At 64.3% G+C, this 18,086-nt stretch carries 16 protein-coding genes and 1 other RNA gene; 9 read left to right on the top strand and 8 right to left on the bottom strand.

What is annotated here, in order from left to right; all coding sequences use genetic code 11:
• Positions 1-326: 326 nt before the first annotated feature.
• The 4 genes from dapB to grpE all read right to left on the bottom strand — a co-directional run bounded on the left by dapB (position 327) and on the right by grpE (position 5,059).
• The gene (gene dapB / locus ACDI39_RS13195; protein WP_225790267.1) at positions 327-1,133 is read right to left on the bottom strand and encodes a 4-hydroxy-tetrahydrodipicolinate reductase; all 807 of its coding nucleotides are present in this window, start codon (positions 1,131-1,133) and stop codon (positions 327-329) included.
• 13 nt (positions 1,134-1,146) lie between these two features.
• Positions 1,147-2,271, bottom strand: a complete 1,125-nt coding sequence (dnaJ, locus tag ACDI39_RS13200) for a molecular chaperone DnaJ (protein WP_225790268.1) — start codon at positions 2,269-2,271, stop codon at positions 1,147-1,149.
• Between the two features lie 209 nt (positions 2,272-2,480).
• A complete protein-coding gene (dnaK, locus tag ACDI39_RS13205; RefSeq protein ID WP_253091396.1) occupies positions 2,481-4,403 on the bottom strand; it encodes a molecular chaperone DnaK in 1,923 nt (640 codons plus the stop codon).
• A gap of 101 nt (positions 4,404-4,504) precedes the next feature.
• Positions 4,505-5,059, bottom strand: coding sequence for a nucleotide exchange factor GrpE (gene grpE, locus ACDI39_RS13210; RefSeq protein ID WP_225790270.1), 555 nt, complete (start codon positions 5,057-5,059; stop codon positions 4,505-4,507).
• A 192-nt stretch (positions 5,060-5,251) separates the two neighbouring features.
• On the opposite strand from grpE, the gene recN reads away from it, so the two are divergent.
• Positions 5,252-6,925 (top strand): DNA repair protein RecN, encoded by a 1,674-nt coding sequence (recN, locus tag ACDI39_RS13215; RefSeq protein ID WP_225790271.1) that lies wholly within the window; start codon positions 5,252-5,254, stop codon positions 6,923-6,925.
• A 148-nt stretch (positions 6,926-7,073) separates the two neighbouring features.
• Here recN and fur read toward each other — a convergent pair whose 3' ends face one another.
• Positions 7,074-7,478 (bottom strand): ferric iron uptake transcriptional regulator, encoded by a 405-nt coding sequence (gene fur / locus ACDI39_RS13220; protein ID WP_225790272.1) that lies wholly within the window; start codon positions 7,476-7,478, stop codon positions 7,074-7,076.
• A 97-nt stretch (positions 7,479-7,575) separates the two neighbouring features.
• Between fur and ACDI39_RS13225 the strand changes: the two genes are divergently transcribed.
• Positions 7,576-8,097, top strand: a complete 522-nt coding sequence (locus ACDI39_RS13225; protein WP_225790273.1) for an outer membrane protein assembly factor BamE — start codon at positions 7,576-7,578, stop codon at positions 8,095-8,097.
• Between the two features lie 49 nt (positions 8,098-8,146).
• Here the strand turns inward: ACDI39_RS13225 and ACDI39_RS13230 are convergent, their stop codons facing one another.
• Together ACDI39_RS13230 and ACDI39_RS13235 are read right to left on the bottom strand one after the other, a co-directional pair.
• Positions 8,147-8,455 (bottom strand): RnfH family protein, encoded by a 309-nt coding sequence (locus tag ACDI39_RS13230; protein WP_486538866.1) that lies wholly within the window; start codon positions 8,453-8,455, stop codon positions 8,147-8,149.
• Positions 8,448-8,882 (bottom strand): type II toxin-antitoxin system RatA family toxin, encoded by a 435-nt coding sequence (locus ACDI39_RS13235; protein WP_225790275.1) that lies wholly within the window; start codon positions 8,880-8,882, stop codon positions 8,448-8,450. Before ACDI39_RS13235 ends, ACDI39_RS13230 begins: the two co-directional genes overlap by 8 nt.
• A 162-nt stretch (positions 8,883-9,044) precedes the next feature.
• Here ACDI39_RS13235 and smpB point away from each other — a divergent pair, with 162 nt between their 5' ends.
• Positions 9,045-9,527: an SsrA-binding protein SmpB gene (smpB, locus tag ACDI39_RS13240; protein WP_225790276.1), complete on the top strand. Its 483-nt coding sequence runs from the start codon at positions 9,045-9,047 to the stop codon at positions 9,525-9,527.
• Positions 9,528-9,677: 150 nt separating this feature from the next.
• Here smpB and ACDI39_RS13245 read toward each other — a convergent pair whose 3' ends face one another.
• The gene (locus tag ACDI39_RS13245) at positions 9,678-10,445 is read right to left on the bottom strand and encodes an FCD domain-containing protein (protein ID WP_225790277.1); all 768 of its coding nucleotides are present in this window, start codon (positions 10,443-10,445) and stop codon (positions 9,678-9,680) included.
• A 255-nt stretch (positions 10,446-10,700) separates the two neighbouring features.
• On the opposite strand from ACDI39_RS13245, the gene ACDI39_RS13250 reads away from it, so the two are divergent.
• The 6 genes from ACDI39_RS13250 (at position 10,701) to ACDI39_RS13275 (ending at position 17,983) form a co-directional block, all read left to right on the top strand.
• Positions 10,701-12,371, top strand: coding sequence for a lactate permease LctP family transporter (locus tag ACDI39_RS13250; protein WP_253080730.1), 1,671 nt, complete (start codon positions 10,701-10,703; stop codon positions 12,369-12,371).
• Between the two features lie 69 nt (positions 12,372-12,440).
• The gene (gene lldD, locus ACDI39_RS13255) at positions 12,441-13,586 is read left to right on the top strand and encodes an FMN-dependent L-lactate dehydrogenase LldD (protein WP_225790279.1); all 1,146 of its coding nucleotides are present in this window, start codon (positions 12,441-12,443) and stop codon (positions 13,584-13,586) included.
• Positions 13,587-13,665: 79 nt separating this feature from the next.
• A complete protein-coding gene (locus ACDI39_RS13260; RefSeq protein WP_486538871.1) occupies positions 13,666-16,476 on the top strand; it encodes an FAD-binding and (Fe-S)-binding domain-containing protein in 2,811 nt (936 codons plus the stop codon).
• Positions 16,477-16,709: 233 nt separating this feature from the next.
• On the top strand, positions 16,710-17,003 hold the full coding sequence (locus ACDI39_RS13265) for a hypothetical protein (protein ID WP_225790281.1): 294 nt from the start codon (positions 16,710-16,712) through the stop codon (positions 17,001-17,003).
• A gap of 99 nt (positions 17,004-17,102) precedes the next feature.
• Positions 17,103-17,493, top strand: a transfer-messenger RNA (tmRNA) gene (ssrA, locus tag ACDI39_RS13270).
• Between the two features lie 244 nt (positions 17,494-17,737).
• Positions 17,738-17,983 (top strand): helix-turn-helix transcriptional regulator, encoded by a 246-nt coding sequence (locus tag ACDI39_RS13275; protein ID WP_486538874.1) that lies wholly within the window; start codon positions 17,738-17,740, stop codon positions 17,981-17,983.
• Positions 17,984-18,086: the final 103 nt, after the last annotated feature.

The following is an 18,086-nucleotide window of genomic DNA, read 5'->3' on the forward strand; positions in this document are numbered from 1 at the left end:
CGATCGCAGGTTGCAAAAAAGCGGAATGACGTATGGACACGTCACCCCGCTTCTATGCTGAATTTGTCTGCGCGCTTTTAGTGGACACACTAAAGCTGTAGCTTACAGGAAATGGCGTTTTCGGTCTACCGCACATGTGCCTCTAAAACACAGGATTGCGACAGGGGATCTGCAGGTGCCATTTGGGGCCGCTTCGCGCCCCATCGCCGGCAAGCCGGCTCCCACAGAGCTCTCTGCATGGCACATGATGCGTGAACATCGCCAGCATCGCCGCCCTTGTGGGAGCCGGCTTGCCAGCGATGGGCTGCAAAGCAGCCCTAATACCATCAACGCAGCTCCAGCACATCCTGCATGTCGTACAGCCCCGGCTCGCGTCCTTCCAGCCACAACGCGGCACGCACCGCGCCCTTGGCGAAGGTCATGCGGCTGGAGGCCTTGTGGGTGATCTCCACGCGCTCGCCCTCGGCGGCGAACAGCACGGTGTGATCGCCCACCACGTCGCCAGCACGCACGGTGGCGAAACCGATGGTCTGCCGGTCGCGGGCACCGGTCTGGCCCTCACGGCCATAGACGGCCACTTCGCGCAGGTCGCGCCCCAGCGCCTGGGCCACGACCTCGCCCATGCGCAGCGCGGTGCCCGACGGCGCATCGACCTTGTGCCGGTGGTGCGCCTCGATGATCTCGATGTCCACCTCGTCGCCCAGCACCCGCGCCGCGGTATCCAGCAGCTTCAGGCACAGGTTGACGCCAACGCTGAAGTTGGCGGCGAAGACGATCGGGATTTCCTTGCCCGCCTCGACCAACTGCTCCTTCTCCTCCGGAGTGAAACCAGTGGTGCCGATGACCATGGCCTTGCCCGCCTTGCGGCAGAACGCCAGGTTCTTCAGGGTCACCGAAGGATGGGTGAAATCGATCAGCACGTCGAACTCGTCCGCCACCTTCGCCAGGTCGTCGCAGATCGGCACGCCGATCCGCCCCAGCGCCGCCAGTTCGCCGGCGTCGGCACCGACCAGGGTGCTGTCGGGACGGTCGATCGCCGCCGTCAGGCCCGCCTGGGGCGCCTGTTGCTGCACAGCCTCGACGAGGGTCTTGCCCATGCGCCCTGCCGCGCCCATTACCGCAATACGTCGCATAGCCTGTTCCTTGTCAGAGATCGCCGAAGAAGCGCTTCACGCCTTCGAACCAACCGTTGGCCTTGGGCGAATGGGAGCTGTCGCCCTGCAGCGAGTCACGCAGCTCCTCGAGCAGTTCGCGCTGGCGACGACTGAGGTTGACCGGGGTTTCCACGGCCACGCGGCACAGCAGGTCGCCAGCCGCACCACCGCGCACCGGCGCCACGCCCTTGCCGCGCAGGCGGAACTGCTTGCCGGTCTGGGTGCCTTCCGGGATCTTCAGCTTGACCCGACCATCGAGGGTCGGCACTTCCAGCTCGCCACCCAGGGCAGCGTCGGTATAGCTGATCGGCACTTCGCAGTACAGGTGCTTGCCGTCGCGCTGGAAGATCGGGTGCTCGCGCACATTGATGACCACGTACAGATCGCCGGTCGGGCCGCCGTGGGTACCCGCCTCGCCCTCGCCGGACAGGCGGATGCGGTCACCGGTATCGACACCGGCCGGCACCTTGACCGACAGGGTCTTGTATTCCTCGACCCGGCCTTCGCCATGGCAGGCGCTGCAAGGGTCGGTGATGATCTTGCCTTGACCATGGCAGCGCGGGCAGGTCTGCTGCACCGAGAAGAAGCCCTGCTGCATGCGCACCTGGCCGATGCCGCCGCAGGTCGGGCAAGTGGCCGGGGTGGAGCCCTTCTTCGCGCCGGAGCCGTCGCAAGGCTTGCAGTTGACCAGCGTCGGCACACGGATGTTGACCGTGGTGCCCCGCACCGCTTCCTCGAGGTTCAGTTCGAGGGTATAGCGCAGGTCACTGCCACGCTGGGCACCACCGCGCGAACCACCACGGCCACCGCCGAAGAAGTCGCTGAAGACGTCACCGAAGATGTCGGAGAAGTTGGCACCACCGAAGCCTGCTCCACCGCCACCCATGCTCGGGTCGACGCCGGCATGGCCGTACTGGTCGTAGGCGGCACGCTTGCTCGCGTCGGACAGCACTTCGTAGGCCTCGTTGGCCTCCTTGAATTTCTCTTCCGACGCCTTGTCGCCCGGATTGCGGTCCGGGTGGTACTTCATCGCCAGGCGGCGATAGGCCTTCTTGAGATCCCCTTCGCCGGCGCCACGCTCGACACCCAGGACCTCATAATAATCACGCTTTGCCATAGGTCATTTGCACTCTTGAGGGCGTTCGGCATACCTCTGCGCCTTATGCGCCTTGCCGTCAGCACCTGCCGCCACACACGAATGCGCCCTGACAGATGCCGTAAAATTCCCGTATTCCAGACACGCCAACGCGGGAGCAAGCCCCCGCGCGGCGACATCCTACCAGCCCAACGCCAAACAGCGCTGGGCTGGCCGACAACGTGCAGGGATTACTGCTTGTTGTCTTTCACTTCCTCGAACTCGGCGTCAACCACGTCGTCGTGCTTGGCTTCCGGTTCGGCCTGCTGGGCGTCACCCTGCGGCTGCTGAGCTTGCTGCTCGGCGTACATCTTCTGGGCAACCGGCGCGGAGACCTTGGACAGCTCCTCGACCTTGGCGTCGATGGCAGCCTTGTCGTCGCCCTTGACGGCGGCTTCCAGGGCAACCACGGCGGCTTCGATCGCGGCCTTCTCCTCGGCGGTCACCTTGTCACCGGCGTCGGCGACCATCTTGCGGGTCGAGTGGACCAGCGCGTCACCCTGGTTGCGGGCGGCGGCCAGCTCCTCGAACTTGCGGTCTTCCTCGGCGTTGGCCTCGGCGTCACGCACCATGCGCTCGATTTCCTCGTCGGACAGGCCGGAGTTGGCCTTGATCACGATCGACTGGGTCTTGCCGGTGGCCTTGTCCTTCGCGCCGACGTGCAGGATGCCGTTGGCGTCGATGTCGAAGGTCACTTCGATCTGCGGAACGCCACGCGGTGCCGGCGGAATGTCGGCCAGGTCGAACTTGCCCAGCGACTTGTTCTGCGCGGCCTGCTTACGCTCGCCCTGCAGCACGTGGATGGTCACGGCGCTCTGGTTGTCGTCGGCAGTGGAGAACACCTGCGACTTCTTGGTCGGGATGGTGGTGTTCTTCTCGATCAGCGGGGTCATCACGCCACCCATGGTCTCGATACCCAGGGTCAGCGGGCTGACGTCCAGCAGCAGCACGTCCTTCACGTCACCGGCCAGGACCGCACCCTGGATGGCGGCACCCATGGCGACCGCTTCGTCCGGGTTGACGTCCTTGCGCGCTTCCTTGCCGAAGAAGTCGGCAACGGCTTTCTGCACCAGCGGCATACGGGTCTGGCCGCCGACCAGGATCACGTCATGGATCTTGCTGGCGTCGATGCCGGCGTCCTTCAGGGCGATGCGGCAAGGCTCGATGGTACGGTTGACCAGGTCTTCGACCAACGACTCCAGCTTGGCGCGGGAGATCTTCACGTTCAGGTGCTTAGGACCGGTCGCGTCTGCGGTGATGTACGGCAGGTTGACATCGGTCGACTGAGCGGAAGACAGCTCGATCTTGGCCTTTTCAGCGGCTTCCTTCAGACGCTGCAGGGCCAGCGGATCGTTCTTCAGGTCCATGCCGGACTCTTTCTTGAACTCGTCGACGAGGTAGTCGATCAGGCGCATGTCGAAGTCTTCGCCACCCAGGAAGGTGTCGCCGTTGGTGGCCAGTACTTCGAACTGGTGCTCACCGTCGACTTCGGCGATTTCGATGACCGAAACGTCGAAGGTACCACCACCGAGGTCATAGACGATGACGGTGTGGTCGCCCTTGGCCTTGTCCATGCCGTAGGCCAGTGCAGCAGCGGTCGGCTCGTTGATGATGCGCTTGACGTCCAGGCCGGCGATGCGACCGGCATCCTTCGTGGCCTGGCGCTGGCTGTCGTTGAAGTAGGCCGGTACGGTGATGACCGCCTCGGTGACTGGCTCGCCGAGGTAGTCTTCGGCGGTTTTCTTCATTTTCTTCAGGACTTCGGCGCTGATCTGTGGCGGAGCCATTTCCTTGCCGTTGGCCTCGACCCAGGCGTCACCGTTGTTGGCCTTGACGATCTTGTACGGAACCAGCTTGATGTCTTTCTGCACGACATCTTCTTCGAAACGGCGGCCGATCAGGCGCTTCACGGCGAAGAGGGTGTTGTGCGGGTTGGTGACGGCCTGGCGCTTGGCCGACTGGCCGACCAGGATCTCGCCATCGTTGGCGTAGGCGACGATCGACGGCGTGGTGCGCGCGCCTTCGGCGTTCTCGATGACTTTGACGTTACCGTTTTCCAGGATGGAGACGCACGAGTTGGTGGTCCCCAGGTCGATACCGATGATTTTGCCCATGTTAACTCTCCCGAAACTTGAATTAGGTTGCAGCGACTACATTGGCCAACTGCGGTAATACTTGAATGCTTGACACCTAGATGGGGGTGCCCGGAAGGATTTCAAGCCTTTTCATCGATCGATGGCTGAGGAGCCGCTGGCGCCTTGCTGACCACCACCATGGCGGGGCGCAGCAAGCGGCCGTTGAGCAGGTAGCCCTTCTGGAACACTTTGAGCACGCTGTTGGGCTCAACCTCGGCGCTCTCTTCCATGGCCATGGCCTGGTGGTGCTCGGCGTTGAACGGTTCGCCGTGCGGGTCGACCGCCTCGAGGTTGTAGCGCTTGAGGGTGTCGTGGAACATCTTCAGGGTCAGCTCGATGCCTTCGCGCATCGGCTTGATGGTTTCGTCGTCGGCACTGGACAGCTCCAGGCCGCGCTCCAGGCTGTCGATCACCGGCAGCAGGTCGCCGGCGAACTTCTCCAGGGCGAACTTGTGAGCCTTCTCGACATCCTGCTCGGCACGGCGGCGGATGTTCTGCAGGTCGGCGGCGGCGCGCAGGGACTGGTCCTTGGCGGCGGCCAGCTGCTCCTCGAGCACCTGTACGCGGGCACCGAGATCCTCTGCACCAGCCTCTTCGGCGTTAAGGTTCTTCTCATCCAGCTGTTCGTCAGCCATCGGGTCTCTCCTCCGCAATTTCGGGTATGCGAGCCAGGCTCGCCTTGTCTGCCGGCTATATGGGGTCGGAAAAACCAGGTTCAAGGGGCAGGCGGGTTTTCCGCACGCGCGCGCATTCTCCGAGCGGGCATTGTCAGCCCGACAAAAAACACTGTATAAATAACCAGACATGACGCTTCGGGAGCTGCCCTCATGCTGGTGCACCTGTCCATCCACAACTACGCCATCGTCGAACACCTGGACCTCGAACTCGCCCGCGGCATGACCGTCATCACCGGCGAAACCGGCGCCGGCAAGTCGATCATGCTCGATGCCCTGGGCCTGACCCTCGGCGACCGCGCCGACAGTGGCGTGGTGCGCCCTGGCGCGAGCAAGGCGGACATCCTGGCCACCTTCGATCTCGTCGACATCCCCGAGGCGACGGCCTGGCTCGCCGAACGCGACCTGGACAGCGACGGCCCCTGCATCCTGCGCCGGGTGATCACCGCCGAAGGGCGCAGCCGCGGCTATATAAACGGCACACCCTGCCCGCTCGGCGACCTCAAGGCCCTTGGCGAACTGCTGATCGACATCCACAGCCAGCACGAGCACCAGTCACTGCTCAAGACCGACACTCACCGTCGCCTGCTGGACGAGTACGCCGGCGCCATCGACCTGTCCCGCCAGGTGCACCTGGCCGCCCAGCGCTGGCGCCAGACCCGCCAGGAACTGGAGCGCCTGTCCAACTCCGGCGACGAACAGCGCGCCCGCCACCAACTGCTCAGCTACCAGCTGGAAGAGCTGGACAACCTCGGCCTTGGCGAGAACGAGCTGGAACAGCTGGAGCAGGAGCACAAGAACCTGACCAATGCCGAGGCGCTGTTCGGCATCTGCCGCCAGGTCATCGACCAGTGCAGCGAGAGCGACTCGGGCAACGTGCTCAGCGCCCTGACCGCCAGCCTCAACCGCCTGACCGCCGTGGCCAACGCGCCCAAGGCCCTGGGCGAGGCGGTCAACCTGATAGCCAGCGCGCAGATCCAGGTCGAGGAAGCGGTCGGTGAGCTCAACCGTTTCCTCGACCATTTCGACGCCGACCCCATGCGCCTGCAGGCCCTGGAGGAGCGGCTCGACACCATCTATACCCTGGCGCGCAAGCACCGCGTGCACCCGACCGAGCTGCCGCACCTGCAACAGCGCCTGATGGAAGAGCTGGAAGGGCTGAACGCCAGCGACGAGTCGATCGAACGCCTGGGCGAGGAGCTGGCCGCCTACGCCCAGCACTACCAGGAGAAGGCTGGCGAGCTGAGCGCCTTGCGCCAGCAAGCGGCCAGGCAACTGGCCACTGCCGTCGAGCAGGAGATCCAGCGCCTGGGCATGCCCGGCGGGCGCTTCTGCATCGAACTCACGCCCAACGAAGGGGGCGAACTGTCGCCCCATGGCCTGGAACAGATCGAACTGCTGGTCAGCGCCAACCCCGGCCAGCCGCTCAAGGGCCTGGCCAGGGTGGCGTCGGGTGGCGAACTGTCACGTATCAGCCTGGCGATCCAGGTGATCACCGCGCAAACCTCACGCATCCCGACCCTGGTGTTCGACGAGGTGGACGTGGGCATCGGTGGCCCCACCGCGGAAATCGTCGGCCAGTTGCTACGACGCCTGGGCGAGCGCGGCCAGGTACTGACCGTGACCCACCTGCCGCAGGTGGCAGCCCAGGGGCATCGCCACCTGTTCGTGCACAAGGTGCGCCACAGCGACACCACCCATACCGCCGTCGCCAACCTGGGCAAACGCGAGCGGGTCGAGGAAGTGGCGCGGATGCTCGGCGGCATCGACCTGACCAAGGAATCACTGGCCCATGCGCGCAAGATGGTGGTGTCTGGCAAGGCCTGACAGTTGTCGCCCGGCGTTCCTGAATCGAAACGGGCTCGTTGAACCTGGCAAATGCCAGGGGCTACGAAGCGGCCCCAAAGACGGCTGGCACCCCAAAAGCACAAAGGCGACCCGAAGGCCGCCTTTGCTTTAGATAACGAACAAATCGTTACTTTTTCTTGCGCACATACAGGACCAGGTTATGGTCCACCAACTCGTAACCATGGTCGGTCACGATCTGTTTCTGGCGCTTCTCGATCTCGGTATCCACGAACTCGATGACTTCACCGGTATCCACGTTGACCATATGGTCGTGGTGGCCGCTATCAGCCAGCTCGAATACCGCGTGACCGCCGTCGAAGTTATGGCGAACCACCAGACCCGCCGCTTCGAACTGGGTCAGGACGCGATAGACGGTCGCCAGACCGACGTCCTCGCCAGCTTCCATCAGCGCCTTGTAGACATCCTCGGCGCTCATGTGACGCTGCTCGGTGGAGTCGAGCATCTGAAGAATCTTGACTCGAGGCAGGGTCACCTTGAGACCGGCTTTGCGCAATTCGCTATTTTCAACCATGGTCAGCTTTCTCGCCGATGCTGCTTCGCAGCTTCTCTTAATACGGGTATGATCGGGGTTTACGTTGTCCAGCCAAGATAGTGGAAGTCGCCCACCGATGCAAAACACCAAGCTCTTGCTAACCAGCCTCACCTTCGTGGGACTGCTCGCACTCGCCGGTTGCTCGTTTCCCGGGGTTTACAAAATCGACATCCAGCAGGGCAATGTCGTTACGCAAGACATGATAGACCAATTACGCCCCGGAATGACCCGCCGGCAAGTAAGGTTTATCATGGGCAACCCACTGATCCAGGACACCTTCAACACCAACCGCTGGGATTACCTCTACAGCCTGCAGCCCGGCGGCGGCCAGCGCCAGCAGGAGCGCATGAGCATCTTCTTCAATGACAGCGACCAGTTGGTAAGCCTGTCTGGCGACTTCATGCCAGGCGTGAGCCGCGACCAGGAGATCCTCGGCGGCAGCGGCGACACCACCGTCAGCCCGGCCACCGAGCCGAGCCAGCCCGAAGAGAAGCCGGCCAAGCCAGGCTCGCTGGAAGAATCCATCCAACGCGAGATCGACACCATCGAGACCACTCCGGTCCCGACGCCGGCACCGCTGGAAACCTCCCCGCAGTAAGCTGTCTGCCATTGGGGCCGGGCACGGCCCCAATGGCGACGTTCAGCCCTCAGGCGCCGCGCTGCGCCTTCGCCTTGGCGGCTCGCTGCTTGCGCACTTCCTTCGGATCGACGAGCAATGGCCGATACACCTCCAGGCGATCGCCCTCCTCGACCGTGCGCTCAGCGGGATCGCTGACCACCTTGCCAAAAATCCCCACCGGGCAGGACGCCAGGTCAAGCCCCGGCACCTGTTCACCCAGGACCGACAGGCGCAATGCGTCCCTGACACGGGTCCCTGCCGGCACCTCGCAGGCCAGCAGCCACTGGCGCTCGGCCGTGGCGTAGGCGACTTCGATGTTCACGAGGGCCTCAGGCATTGAGTTGCTTGGCCCGCTGGCAGAAGGCATCGACCAGGGTATTGGCCGCCTGGTTGAACAACGGGCCGAGGGTGGCACGCACCAGGGGCCCGGCATAGTCGAAGGACAAGTCGAGGCTGATCTTGCAGGCCTTTTCGCCCAATGGCTTGAAGATCCACAGGCCATGCAGTTGGGTGAACGGCCCCTCCTCCAGGTTCATCTCGATCGATTGCCCCGGCACCAGCACATTGTTCGTGACGAACTGCTGGCTGATCCCGCCCTTGGCCACTTCCAGCTTCGCCCGCATGTGCGTATCGCTGACCTCAAGCACCGTCGAGGCCGAGCACCAGGGCAGGAATTGCGGGTAACTGGCCACATCGTTGACCAGATCGTAGAGCGCCTGGGCGGGGTACGGCAGCAGGGCGGAGCGTTGAATATGGGTAGTCATCCAGGCGTCACTTCCAAGACTGGGCGGCAGCGCTTCTCAGCGCATCGAAAACGGTTCTGTTCAACAGAACAGGGTCTGCATTGTCCGGGATTCGTCCTACAGGCTCAAGCACACCTAAACCCCGTAGCCGGCGGCGCGGCGACTCCCTATAATGCCGCCCCTATGGCTAAGCAAAAGAAACATCCGACCGGGACCATCGCGCTGAACAAGAAGGCGCGACACGATTACTTCATCGAGCACAAGTTCGAGGCCGGGCTGGTCCTGTCTGGCTGGGAAGTAAAGAGCCTGCGGGCCGGCAAGGCGCACCTGACCGACAGCTACGTGCTGCTCAAGGATGGCGAAGCCTGGCTGTTCGGCAGCCACATCACCCCGCTGACCACCGCCAGCACCCACGTCATCGCCGACCCTACCCGTACTCGCAAGTTGCTGCTGAACAAGCGCGAGCTCGAGCGCCTGGAAGCGGCCGTGGCGCAAAAGGGCTACACCTGCGTGGCCATGGCGCTGTACTGGAGCAAGCACCTGATCAAGTGCGAGATCGCGCTTGGCAAGGGCAAGAAGGAATACGACAAGCGCGACACCCAACGCGAGCGTGATTCCAACCGCGAGATCCAGCGCGCCGTGCGCAGCAAAGGCCGCGACGAGTAGGCCTGTTCTGGCCCAGGGGACGGCGACGCTCACACATCATGTGCCATGCAGAGGGCTCTGTGAGAGATTACCCAGCCTTTGGGCTGCACAGCAGCCCCAAGGCTCCAGGCACCGTCTGACTAGCCAGCCCCAAGGCCTCCCGGCAATGCCCTAGCAGCCGTTGCGCCGCTCCGCCCGCGCTACCCGCCGGGCCTCCTGCTGCGCCTCCTGCAACACTTCCTGCACATACAGGATGTGCCGGCTCGACACCTCCCGGGCATCGTCCGCCCGCCCCTCGACAATCGCCTGATACAGCTCGCGATGCTGACTGATCAGCATGTCGCGGGTCTCCGCACGCTGTTGGTACATGCCGCCGATATTGGTCACCACGTTGCGCTTGAGCAGGTCGAACAATCCGCGGATGGTGTGCAGCAACACCGCGTTATGGCTGGCCTCGGCAATGGCCAGGTGAAAACGCGCATCGGCCGCCCCTTCCTCCGCCCGACTGACCTCGTCGGCCCGTGCATAGCAGTCCTGCAAGGCGTCGAAAGCCGCCTTGAGCCGGTCGCGGTCCGGCTCGGTGGCGCGCTGGGCGGCATAGTAGGCGCAGGAAGCCTCCAGGGTGTGGCGGAACTCGAGCAGGTCGCGCTGGGCCTCGGGGCTGTGCTCGAGCAATTGCAGCAGTGGGTCGCTGAAGGTCGAGCCCAGCGTCTCGGCGACATAGTTGCCACCGCCCTGGCGGCTGACCAGCAACCCCTTGGCCACCAGCTTCTGGATCGCCTCGCGCAACGAAGGGCGGGACACGCCGAACTGCTCGGCCAGGGCGCGCTCGGCTGGCAAGCGCTGCCCCGAGGTCAAGGTGCCCTCGAGAATCATCCCTTCCAACCGATCGACGATGTCGTCGGACAGGCGCCGCTGGCGGACCTGATCAAAAACCATCACATGCTCTCCACAAACCCCGCGGATTCCGGGGGGCGCCTATTCTGGCCCATCCGCGCCGCCTCGACACCCATCAGATGACGATTTTCCAGGGCTACCAGATACCCGCTCATCGATATCCGACCAAAGTTTTCCCCAGGACAAATTGACACGGCCACAACCACGCTTTTAACCTAGCGACCAGTCATTGTAAATTGGTCTTACCAATTATCCAATGCCAGTGCTTGACCAACAACAATTAGGGGCCATCCCACTATGCAAACCTGGCAACAGCTCTATACCCCCCTGGGGAGCCTTGGCCTGTCCGCTCTGGCGGCCGTCATCCCTATCGTGTTCTTCTTCCTCGCCCTGGCCGTGTTCCGCCTCAAAGGCCATGTCGCCGGCAGCATCACCCTTGCCCTGTCGATCCTGGTGGCGATCTTCGCCTTCCAGATGCCTGTCGACATGGCGCTGGCCGCCGCCGGCTATGGCTTCCTCTACGGCTTGTGGCCCATTGCCTGGATCATCGTCGCCGCGGTGTTCCTCTACAAACTCACGGTCAAGAGCGGCCAGTTCGAGGTGATCCGCAGTTCGGTGCTGTCGATCACCGACGACCAGCGCCTGCAGGTGCTGCTGATCGGCTTCTGCTTCGGTGCCTTCCTCGAAGGCGCCGCCGGTTTCGGCGCCCCGGTGGCCATCACTGCCGCGCTGCTGGTAGGCCTGGGCTTCAACCCGCTGTACGCCGCCGGCCTGTGTCTGATCGCCAACACCGCGCCGGTAGCCTTCGGCGCACTGGGCATCCCGATCATCGTCGCCGGCCAGGTGACCGGGATCGACGCCTTCGACATCGGCGCCATGACCGGTCGCCAGCTGCCGCTACTGTCGCTGTTCGTGCCGTTCTGGCTGGTGTTCATGATGGATGGCGTGCGCGGCGTGAAGGAAACCTGGCCTGCCGCCCTGGTGGCCGGCCTGAGCTTCGCCGTCACCCAGTACTTCACCTCGAACTTCATCGGCCCCGAACTGCCGGACATCACCTCGGCCCTGGCCAGCCTGATCGCCCTGACCCTGTTCCTCAAGGTCTGGCAACCCAAGCGCTCGTTCGCCGAAGCCAAGGGCAGCGTCGGCGCCGCCGTGGTCAGCACCGGCGGCAGCCAGCCTTCGCCCTACAGCCTGGGCGAGATCTTCAAGGCCTGGTCGCCGTTCCTGATCCTCACCGTGCTGGTGACGATCTGGACCCTCAAGCCGTTCAAGGCCGCGTTCGCCCCGGGCGGCGCGATGTACGACTTCGTGTTCAACTTCGCCATCCCGCACCTGGACCAACTGGTGATGAAAGGCGCGCCGATCGCCGCCACCCCGACCGCGATCGCGGCCGTGTTCAAGTTCGACCCGATCTCCGCCACCGGTACCGCGATCTTCATCTCCGCGCTGCTGTCGATGGCCGTGCTGAAGATCAACGTCAAAACTGGTCTGACCACTTTGAAGGAAACCTTCTGGGAGCTGCGCTGGCCGATCCTGTCGATCGGCATGGTCCTGGCCTTCGCTTTCGTCACCAACTATTCGGGCATGTCCTCGACCATGGCCCTGGTCCTGGCCGGCACCGGCGCCGCGTTCCCGTTCTTCTCGCCGTTCCTCGGCTGGCTGGGCGTGTTCCTGACCGGTTCCGACACCTCGTCCAACGCCTTGTTCGGCTCGCTGCAGGCCACCACTGCTCACCAGATCGGGGTCAACGACACCCTACTGGTGGCCGCCAACACCAGCGGTGGCGTGACCGGCAAGATGATTTCGCCACAGTCCATCGCCGTGGCCTGCGCCGCCACCGGCCTGGTCGGCAAGGAATCGGACCTGTTCCGCTTCACCGTCAAGCACAGCCTGTTCTTCGCCACCATCGTCGGCCTGATCACCCTGGTCCAGGCCTACTGGCTGACCGGCATGCTGGTTCATCACTAAAGTGAAAGGGGCCGGGCGCGCCCTGTCGCGCCCGGCAGCCGCCCCTCTCCACCTTTGCAGCGAGACCCCATGATCATTTCCGCCTCCACCGACTATCGCGCCGCGGCCCAACGCAAGCTGCCCCCCTTCCTGTTCCACTACGCCGACGGTGGCGCCTACGCCGAGTACACCCTGCGCCACAACGTCGAGGACCTGGCCGGCATCGCCCTGCGCCAGCGCGTGCTGAAGAACATGTCCGAGCTGAGCCTCGAGACGCGGCTGTTCGACGAAACCCTGAGCATGCCCGTGGCCCTGGCCCCGGTCGGCCTGACCGGCATGTACGCCCGCCGTGGCGAGGTCCAAGCAGCCCGTGCGGCAGCGGCCAAGGGCATTCCCTTCACCCTGTCGACGGTATCGGTGTGCCCGATCGAGGAAGTCGCCCCGGCCATCGACCGACCCATGTGGTTCCAGCTGTACGTGCTCAAGGACCGCGGCTTCATGCGCAACGCCCTGGAGCGGGCCAAGGCCGCCGGGGTCAAGACCCTGGTGTTCACCGTCGACATGCCAGTACCCGGCGCCCGCTACCGCGATGCCCATTCCGGCATGAGCGGCCCGAACGCCCCGCTGCGCCGCGTTTGGCAGGCCATGACCCACCCGCAATGGGCGCTGGATGTCGGCCTGCTGGGCCGCCCGCACGACCTGGGCAATATCTCCAAGTACCGTGGCAACCCCACGGGCCTGGCCGACTACATCGGCTGGCTGGGCGCCAACTTCGACCCCTCCATCTCCTGGAAGGACCTGGAATGGATCCGTGAATTCTGGGACGGCCCGATGATCATCAAGGGCATCCTCGATCCGGAAGATGCCAAGGACGCGGTGAAATTCGGCGCCGACGGCATCGTCGTCTCCAACCACGGCGGCCGCCAGCTCGACGGCGTGCTGTCCAGCGCCCGGGCCCTGCCGGCGATCGCCGACGCGGTCAAGGGCGACCTGACGATCCTCGCCGACTCCGGCATCCGCAGCGGCCTGGACGTGGTGCGCATGATCGCCCTGGGCGCCGACAGCGTGCTGATCGGCCGCGCCTTCCTCTACGCCCTGGCCACCCACGGCGAGGCCGGGGTGAAGAACCTGCTCGACCTGTTCGAGAAGGAGATGCGCGTGGCCATGGTGCTGACCGGCGCCAAGTCCATCAGTGAAATCACCCGCGACTCGCTGGTCCGCGAACTGGGCGCCTGATAGCCGCGCCCCACGACACACCGCCTGATTGACCGGGACACGCGGCGCACCAGACGCCGCGGCCCCGCGAGGAGATAGCATGAGCCTGCCCGCCGCGTTCCTGCGTGATGTCGAGCGCCTGATCCCCGCCGAACGCCGTTTCGACGACCCGACCTCGACCCTGGCCTTCGGCACCGACGCCAGCTTCTACCGGCTGATCCCCAAGCTGGTGGTACGTGTCGAGTCCGAGGACGAAGTCGTCGGTCTGATCCACCTGGCCCAGCGCGAGCGCGTGCCGGTGACCTTCCGCGCCGCCGGCACCAGCCTCTCCGGCCAGGCCATCAGCGACTCGGTGCTGATCGTCCTCGGCGACAACTGGGGCGGCAAGGAAATCCGCAGCCAGGGCGAACAGATCCGCCTGCAGCCCGGGGTCATCGGTGCCCAGGCCAACGCCTGGCTCGCCCCCTACGGGCGCAAGATCGGCCCCGACCCGGCCTCGATCAATGCCTGCAAGATCGGCGGCATCGTCGCCAACAACGCCAGCGGCATGTGCTGCGGCACGGCGCAGAACACCTACCACACCCTGGCCGGCATGCGCCTGGTACTGGCCGATGGCACCCGCCTGGACAGCGAGGACCCGGCCAGCGTCGCGGCGTTCGAGCAGAGCCACGCCGACCTGCTGGAAGCCCTCGCCCGCCTCGGCCGCGAGACCCGCGCCAACACGGCGCTGGCCGAGCGGATCCGGCACAAGTACCGGCTGAAGAACACCACGGGGCTGTCGCTCAATGCACTGGTGGACTACGACCAGCCGCTGGACATCCTCCAGCACCTGCTGGTCGGCTCCGAAGGCACCCTCGGCTTCATCAGCGCGGTCACCTACGACACCGTGCCCGACCACCCGCACAAAGCCAGCGCGCTGCTGGTCTTCCCCAGCGTGGAAAGCTGCTGCCGCGCCGTCACCGTGCTCAAGCGCCAGCCGGTTTCCGCCGTGGAACTGCTCGACCGCCGCAGCCTGCGCTCGGTCCAGGACATGCCAGGCATGCCCATCTGGGTGAAAGGCCTGTCGGGCAATGCCTGCGCCTTGCTGATCGAGTCCCGCGCGGGCAGCCAGAGCCTGCTGCATGAGCAGTTGCAGCAGATCATGGCCTCCATCGCCGACTTCCCGCTGGAGCAGTGCGTCGACTTCAGCGAAGACCCGGCGGTGTACAACCAGCTGTGGAAAATCCGCAAGGACACCTTCCCCGCCGTCGGCGCCGTGCGCCAGACCGGCACCACGGTGATCATCGAAGACGTCACCTTCCCCATCGAGCAACTGGCCGAGGGCGTCAACCGCCTGCTCCAGCTGTTCGACAAGCACCGTTACGACGAGGCGATCATCTTCGGCCATGCCCTGGAGGGCAACCTGCACTTCGTCTTCACCCAAGGCTTCAACAGCGCCGAGGAAGTGGCGCGCTACCAGGCCTTCATGGACGACGTGGCGCAGTTGGTGGCGGTGGAGTTCGGCGGCTCGCTCAAGGCCGAGCACGGCACCGGCCGCAACATGGCGCCCTTCGTCGAACTGGAGTGGGGCCATGACGCCTACCAGCTGATGTGGACGCTCAAGCGCCTGCTCGACCCCAACGGCATCCTCAACCCCGACGTGGTGCTCAGCGAAGACCCAGACATCCACCTCAAGCACTTGAAGCCCCTGCCGGCCGCCGACGAGATCGTCGACAAGTGCATCGAGTGCGGCTTCTGCGAGCCGGTATGTCCCTCCAAGGGGCTGACCCTGAGTCCACGCCAGCGCATCGTCATGTGGCGTGACATCCAAGCCAAGCAACGCGCCGGCCTCGACACCCGCGAATTGCTCGAAACCTACCAGTACCAGGGCATCGACACCTGCGCCGCCACCGGCCTGTGCGCCCAGCGCTGCCCGGTCGGCATCAATACCGGCGAGTTGGTGAAGAAGCTGCGCAGCCAGGCCGCCGGGCACGACAAGGCCGCCGACTGGCTGGCCGGGCACTTCCACACCGCCCTGCGCGGTGCCCGCCTGACACTGGCTGCCGCCAACGGCGCACGCAAGCTGCTCGGCGCCCCGCGCCTGAGCCGCCTGAGCACATCCCTGAGCAAGGCCAGCAAAGGCCGCCTGCCCCAGTGGACCCCGGCCATGCCCCAGCCCCTGCGCCCGGTGGCATTCGGGCCGGCGGGCAACGACGCCCGCCCGCGCGTGGTGTACCTCGCCGCCTGCGTGTCACGGGTGATGGGCCCGGCCTACGCCGACCGCGAACAGAGCTCGCTGCTCGACAAGACCCGCGCCCTGCTGGAGAAGGCCGGCTACCAGGTGGTATTCCCCGACAACGCCGACAACCTCTGCTGTGGCCAGCCATTCGCCTCCAAGGGCTACCCGGAACAGGCCGAGCACAAGCGCCAGGAACTGATCAACGCCCTGCTCCACGCCAGCCGCGGCGGCCTCGATCCGATCTACTGCGACACCAGCCCCTGCATCCTGCGCCTGGTCCAGGACCTGGGCGACACCCGCCTGGACCTGTACGACCCGGTGCGCTTCATCCGCACCCACCTGCTCGAGCGCCTGGAGTTCACCCCTCAGGACGAACCGGTGGCCGTCCACGTGACCTGCAGCACCCAGCACCTGGGCGAGAGCCAGGCGCTGATCGACCTGGCACGGCGCTGCAGCAAGCAGGTGGTGATCCCCGAAGGCATCCATTGCTGCGGGTTCGCCGGCGACAAGGGCTTCACCACGCCAGAGCTCAATGCCCACTCCCTGCGTAGCCTGAAGGAGGCGGTGCAGTATTGCAGCGAAGGGATCTCCACCAGCCGCACGTGCGAGATCGGCTTGTCGAGCCATAGCGGGATCGACTACCACGGCCTGGTCTACCTGGTGGACCGCGTGACACGCCCACGTAGCCTCTGACCCTCGGAGCCGCTGGCAAGCCAGCCCCCAGAATCCTCTGCATGGCGCACGACCCGTGCGCCCCATTGGACCTGTGCAAGCCAGCTTGCCGGCGAATGGGCCCGAAAGCTCACCACGTCATCCACCGCCCAAACGACACCGCCCCGAGCCATCACCCCGATGGAACCCCCGCAAATCCCCCGCAGTCCACCGATCAGGCCCACCTTCCAGAGGCCTTCCAGAAGGAGACACCCATGAAAGGTACTGCGCTTTCCGCCCTCTTCGCGGCCGCGACCCTACTGGCCTCGCCGGTGTTCGCCGACGAGGACCTCTGCACCCTCAACCTGCAGAAGATCGACGACAACATGGCCACCATCGGCGCCACCTCCGAGGGCCTGGACAAAGCCATCACCGAGCACGTCGACAAAGCCAAGGCAGCCCAGGCCGCCGGCGACACCAAGGAATGCATCGCCATCACCAGCAAAGTGCTCGAGCGCATGGAGAAAACCGACAAAGGCAGCGGCCCTTCCGGGGGCAGCGGTGCCTGAGCGCCGCGCGGGCGACCGGACCAGCAGTCGACGTCGCCCGCACAAAGGCGTATACTCCACCGCACGTGTCGAAAGGCACGTCAGCTAGAGCTGATGCGTGGGGCCGATTAGGATTCGACGCCGGTAGCGAAACTCTAGGTGCATGCCGAGTTGGTAACAGAACTCGTAAATCCACTGTTGCAACTTTTATAGTTGCCAATGACGAAAACTACGAGGGCTACGCTCTCGCTGCGTAAGCAGCCGAGCCCGCTCTCCTGGTAGCTTCGGCTCCAGCAATCACCAGGGGATGCCTGTAAACCCGAAGTGATTGTCATACAGAACAGGATCGCCGCGTAGTACGTTGTGGACGAAGTGGCTAAAACTTACACAACTCGCCCAAAGCACCCTGCCCGTCGGGCGGCTGCGGGTTAACTCAGTAGACACGGCTAAGCATGTAGTACCGACAGCGGAGTACTGGCGGACGGGGGTTCAAATCCCCCCGGCTCCACCAAATAATCCCTACAAATCAGGCGCTTAGCGAATTTCGCAAGTGCCTTTTTTGTGCCTAAATGGGTTGTTTTGGCTCGGTAATGCCAGCTTTATGACAGCCTTTCTAGCCTATTCCACATTTGCAGCTATGCCCCCGCCGCATCAACCGTCGTTCCGTTTTCCGACGATTTTTTGGTTTGAAATCGCGCCACAGGGGGCTGCCAGGGGTATTAAATCTGTGTCGGCTTATACACAGAGACCCACACATGCCGACACATGCCCCCAGGAAGTACCTGATCAGTCACGCCTCGCTACAGCACTGCTTTGACAAGAGCCGCTCCGGCCTCGAAAAGCTACGCGAAACCGATCCCAACTTTCCTCGCCCCATCAAATTTGGCTCGAGCAAACAGGCTGGCGTTTACTTCGTCGTCGCTGAGGTAGAGGCCTGGCTGGAGATCAAGATCAGCGAACGTGATGGAGTCCCGAGCGAGAATCCCAATGACCTCAAATGAGCAAATACCGTCATTCTTGGCAGAGATGCCCGAGCCGGCATTTGCCTCATACCTGAACCCAGGAATTGTGCCAAAACCGCTCCCGATCGGGTTGGCCAGGGTA

The sequence above is a fragment of the Pseudomonas sp. Tun-23181 genome (genome assembly GCF_057415455.1).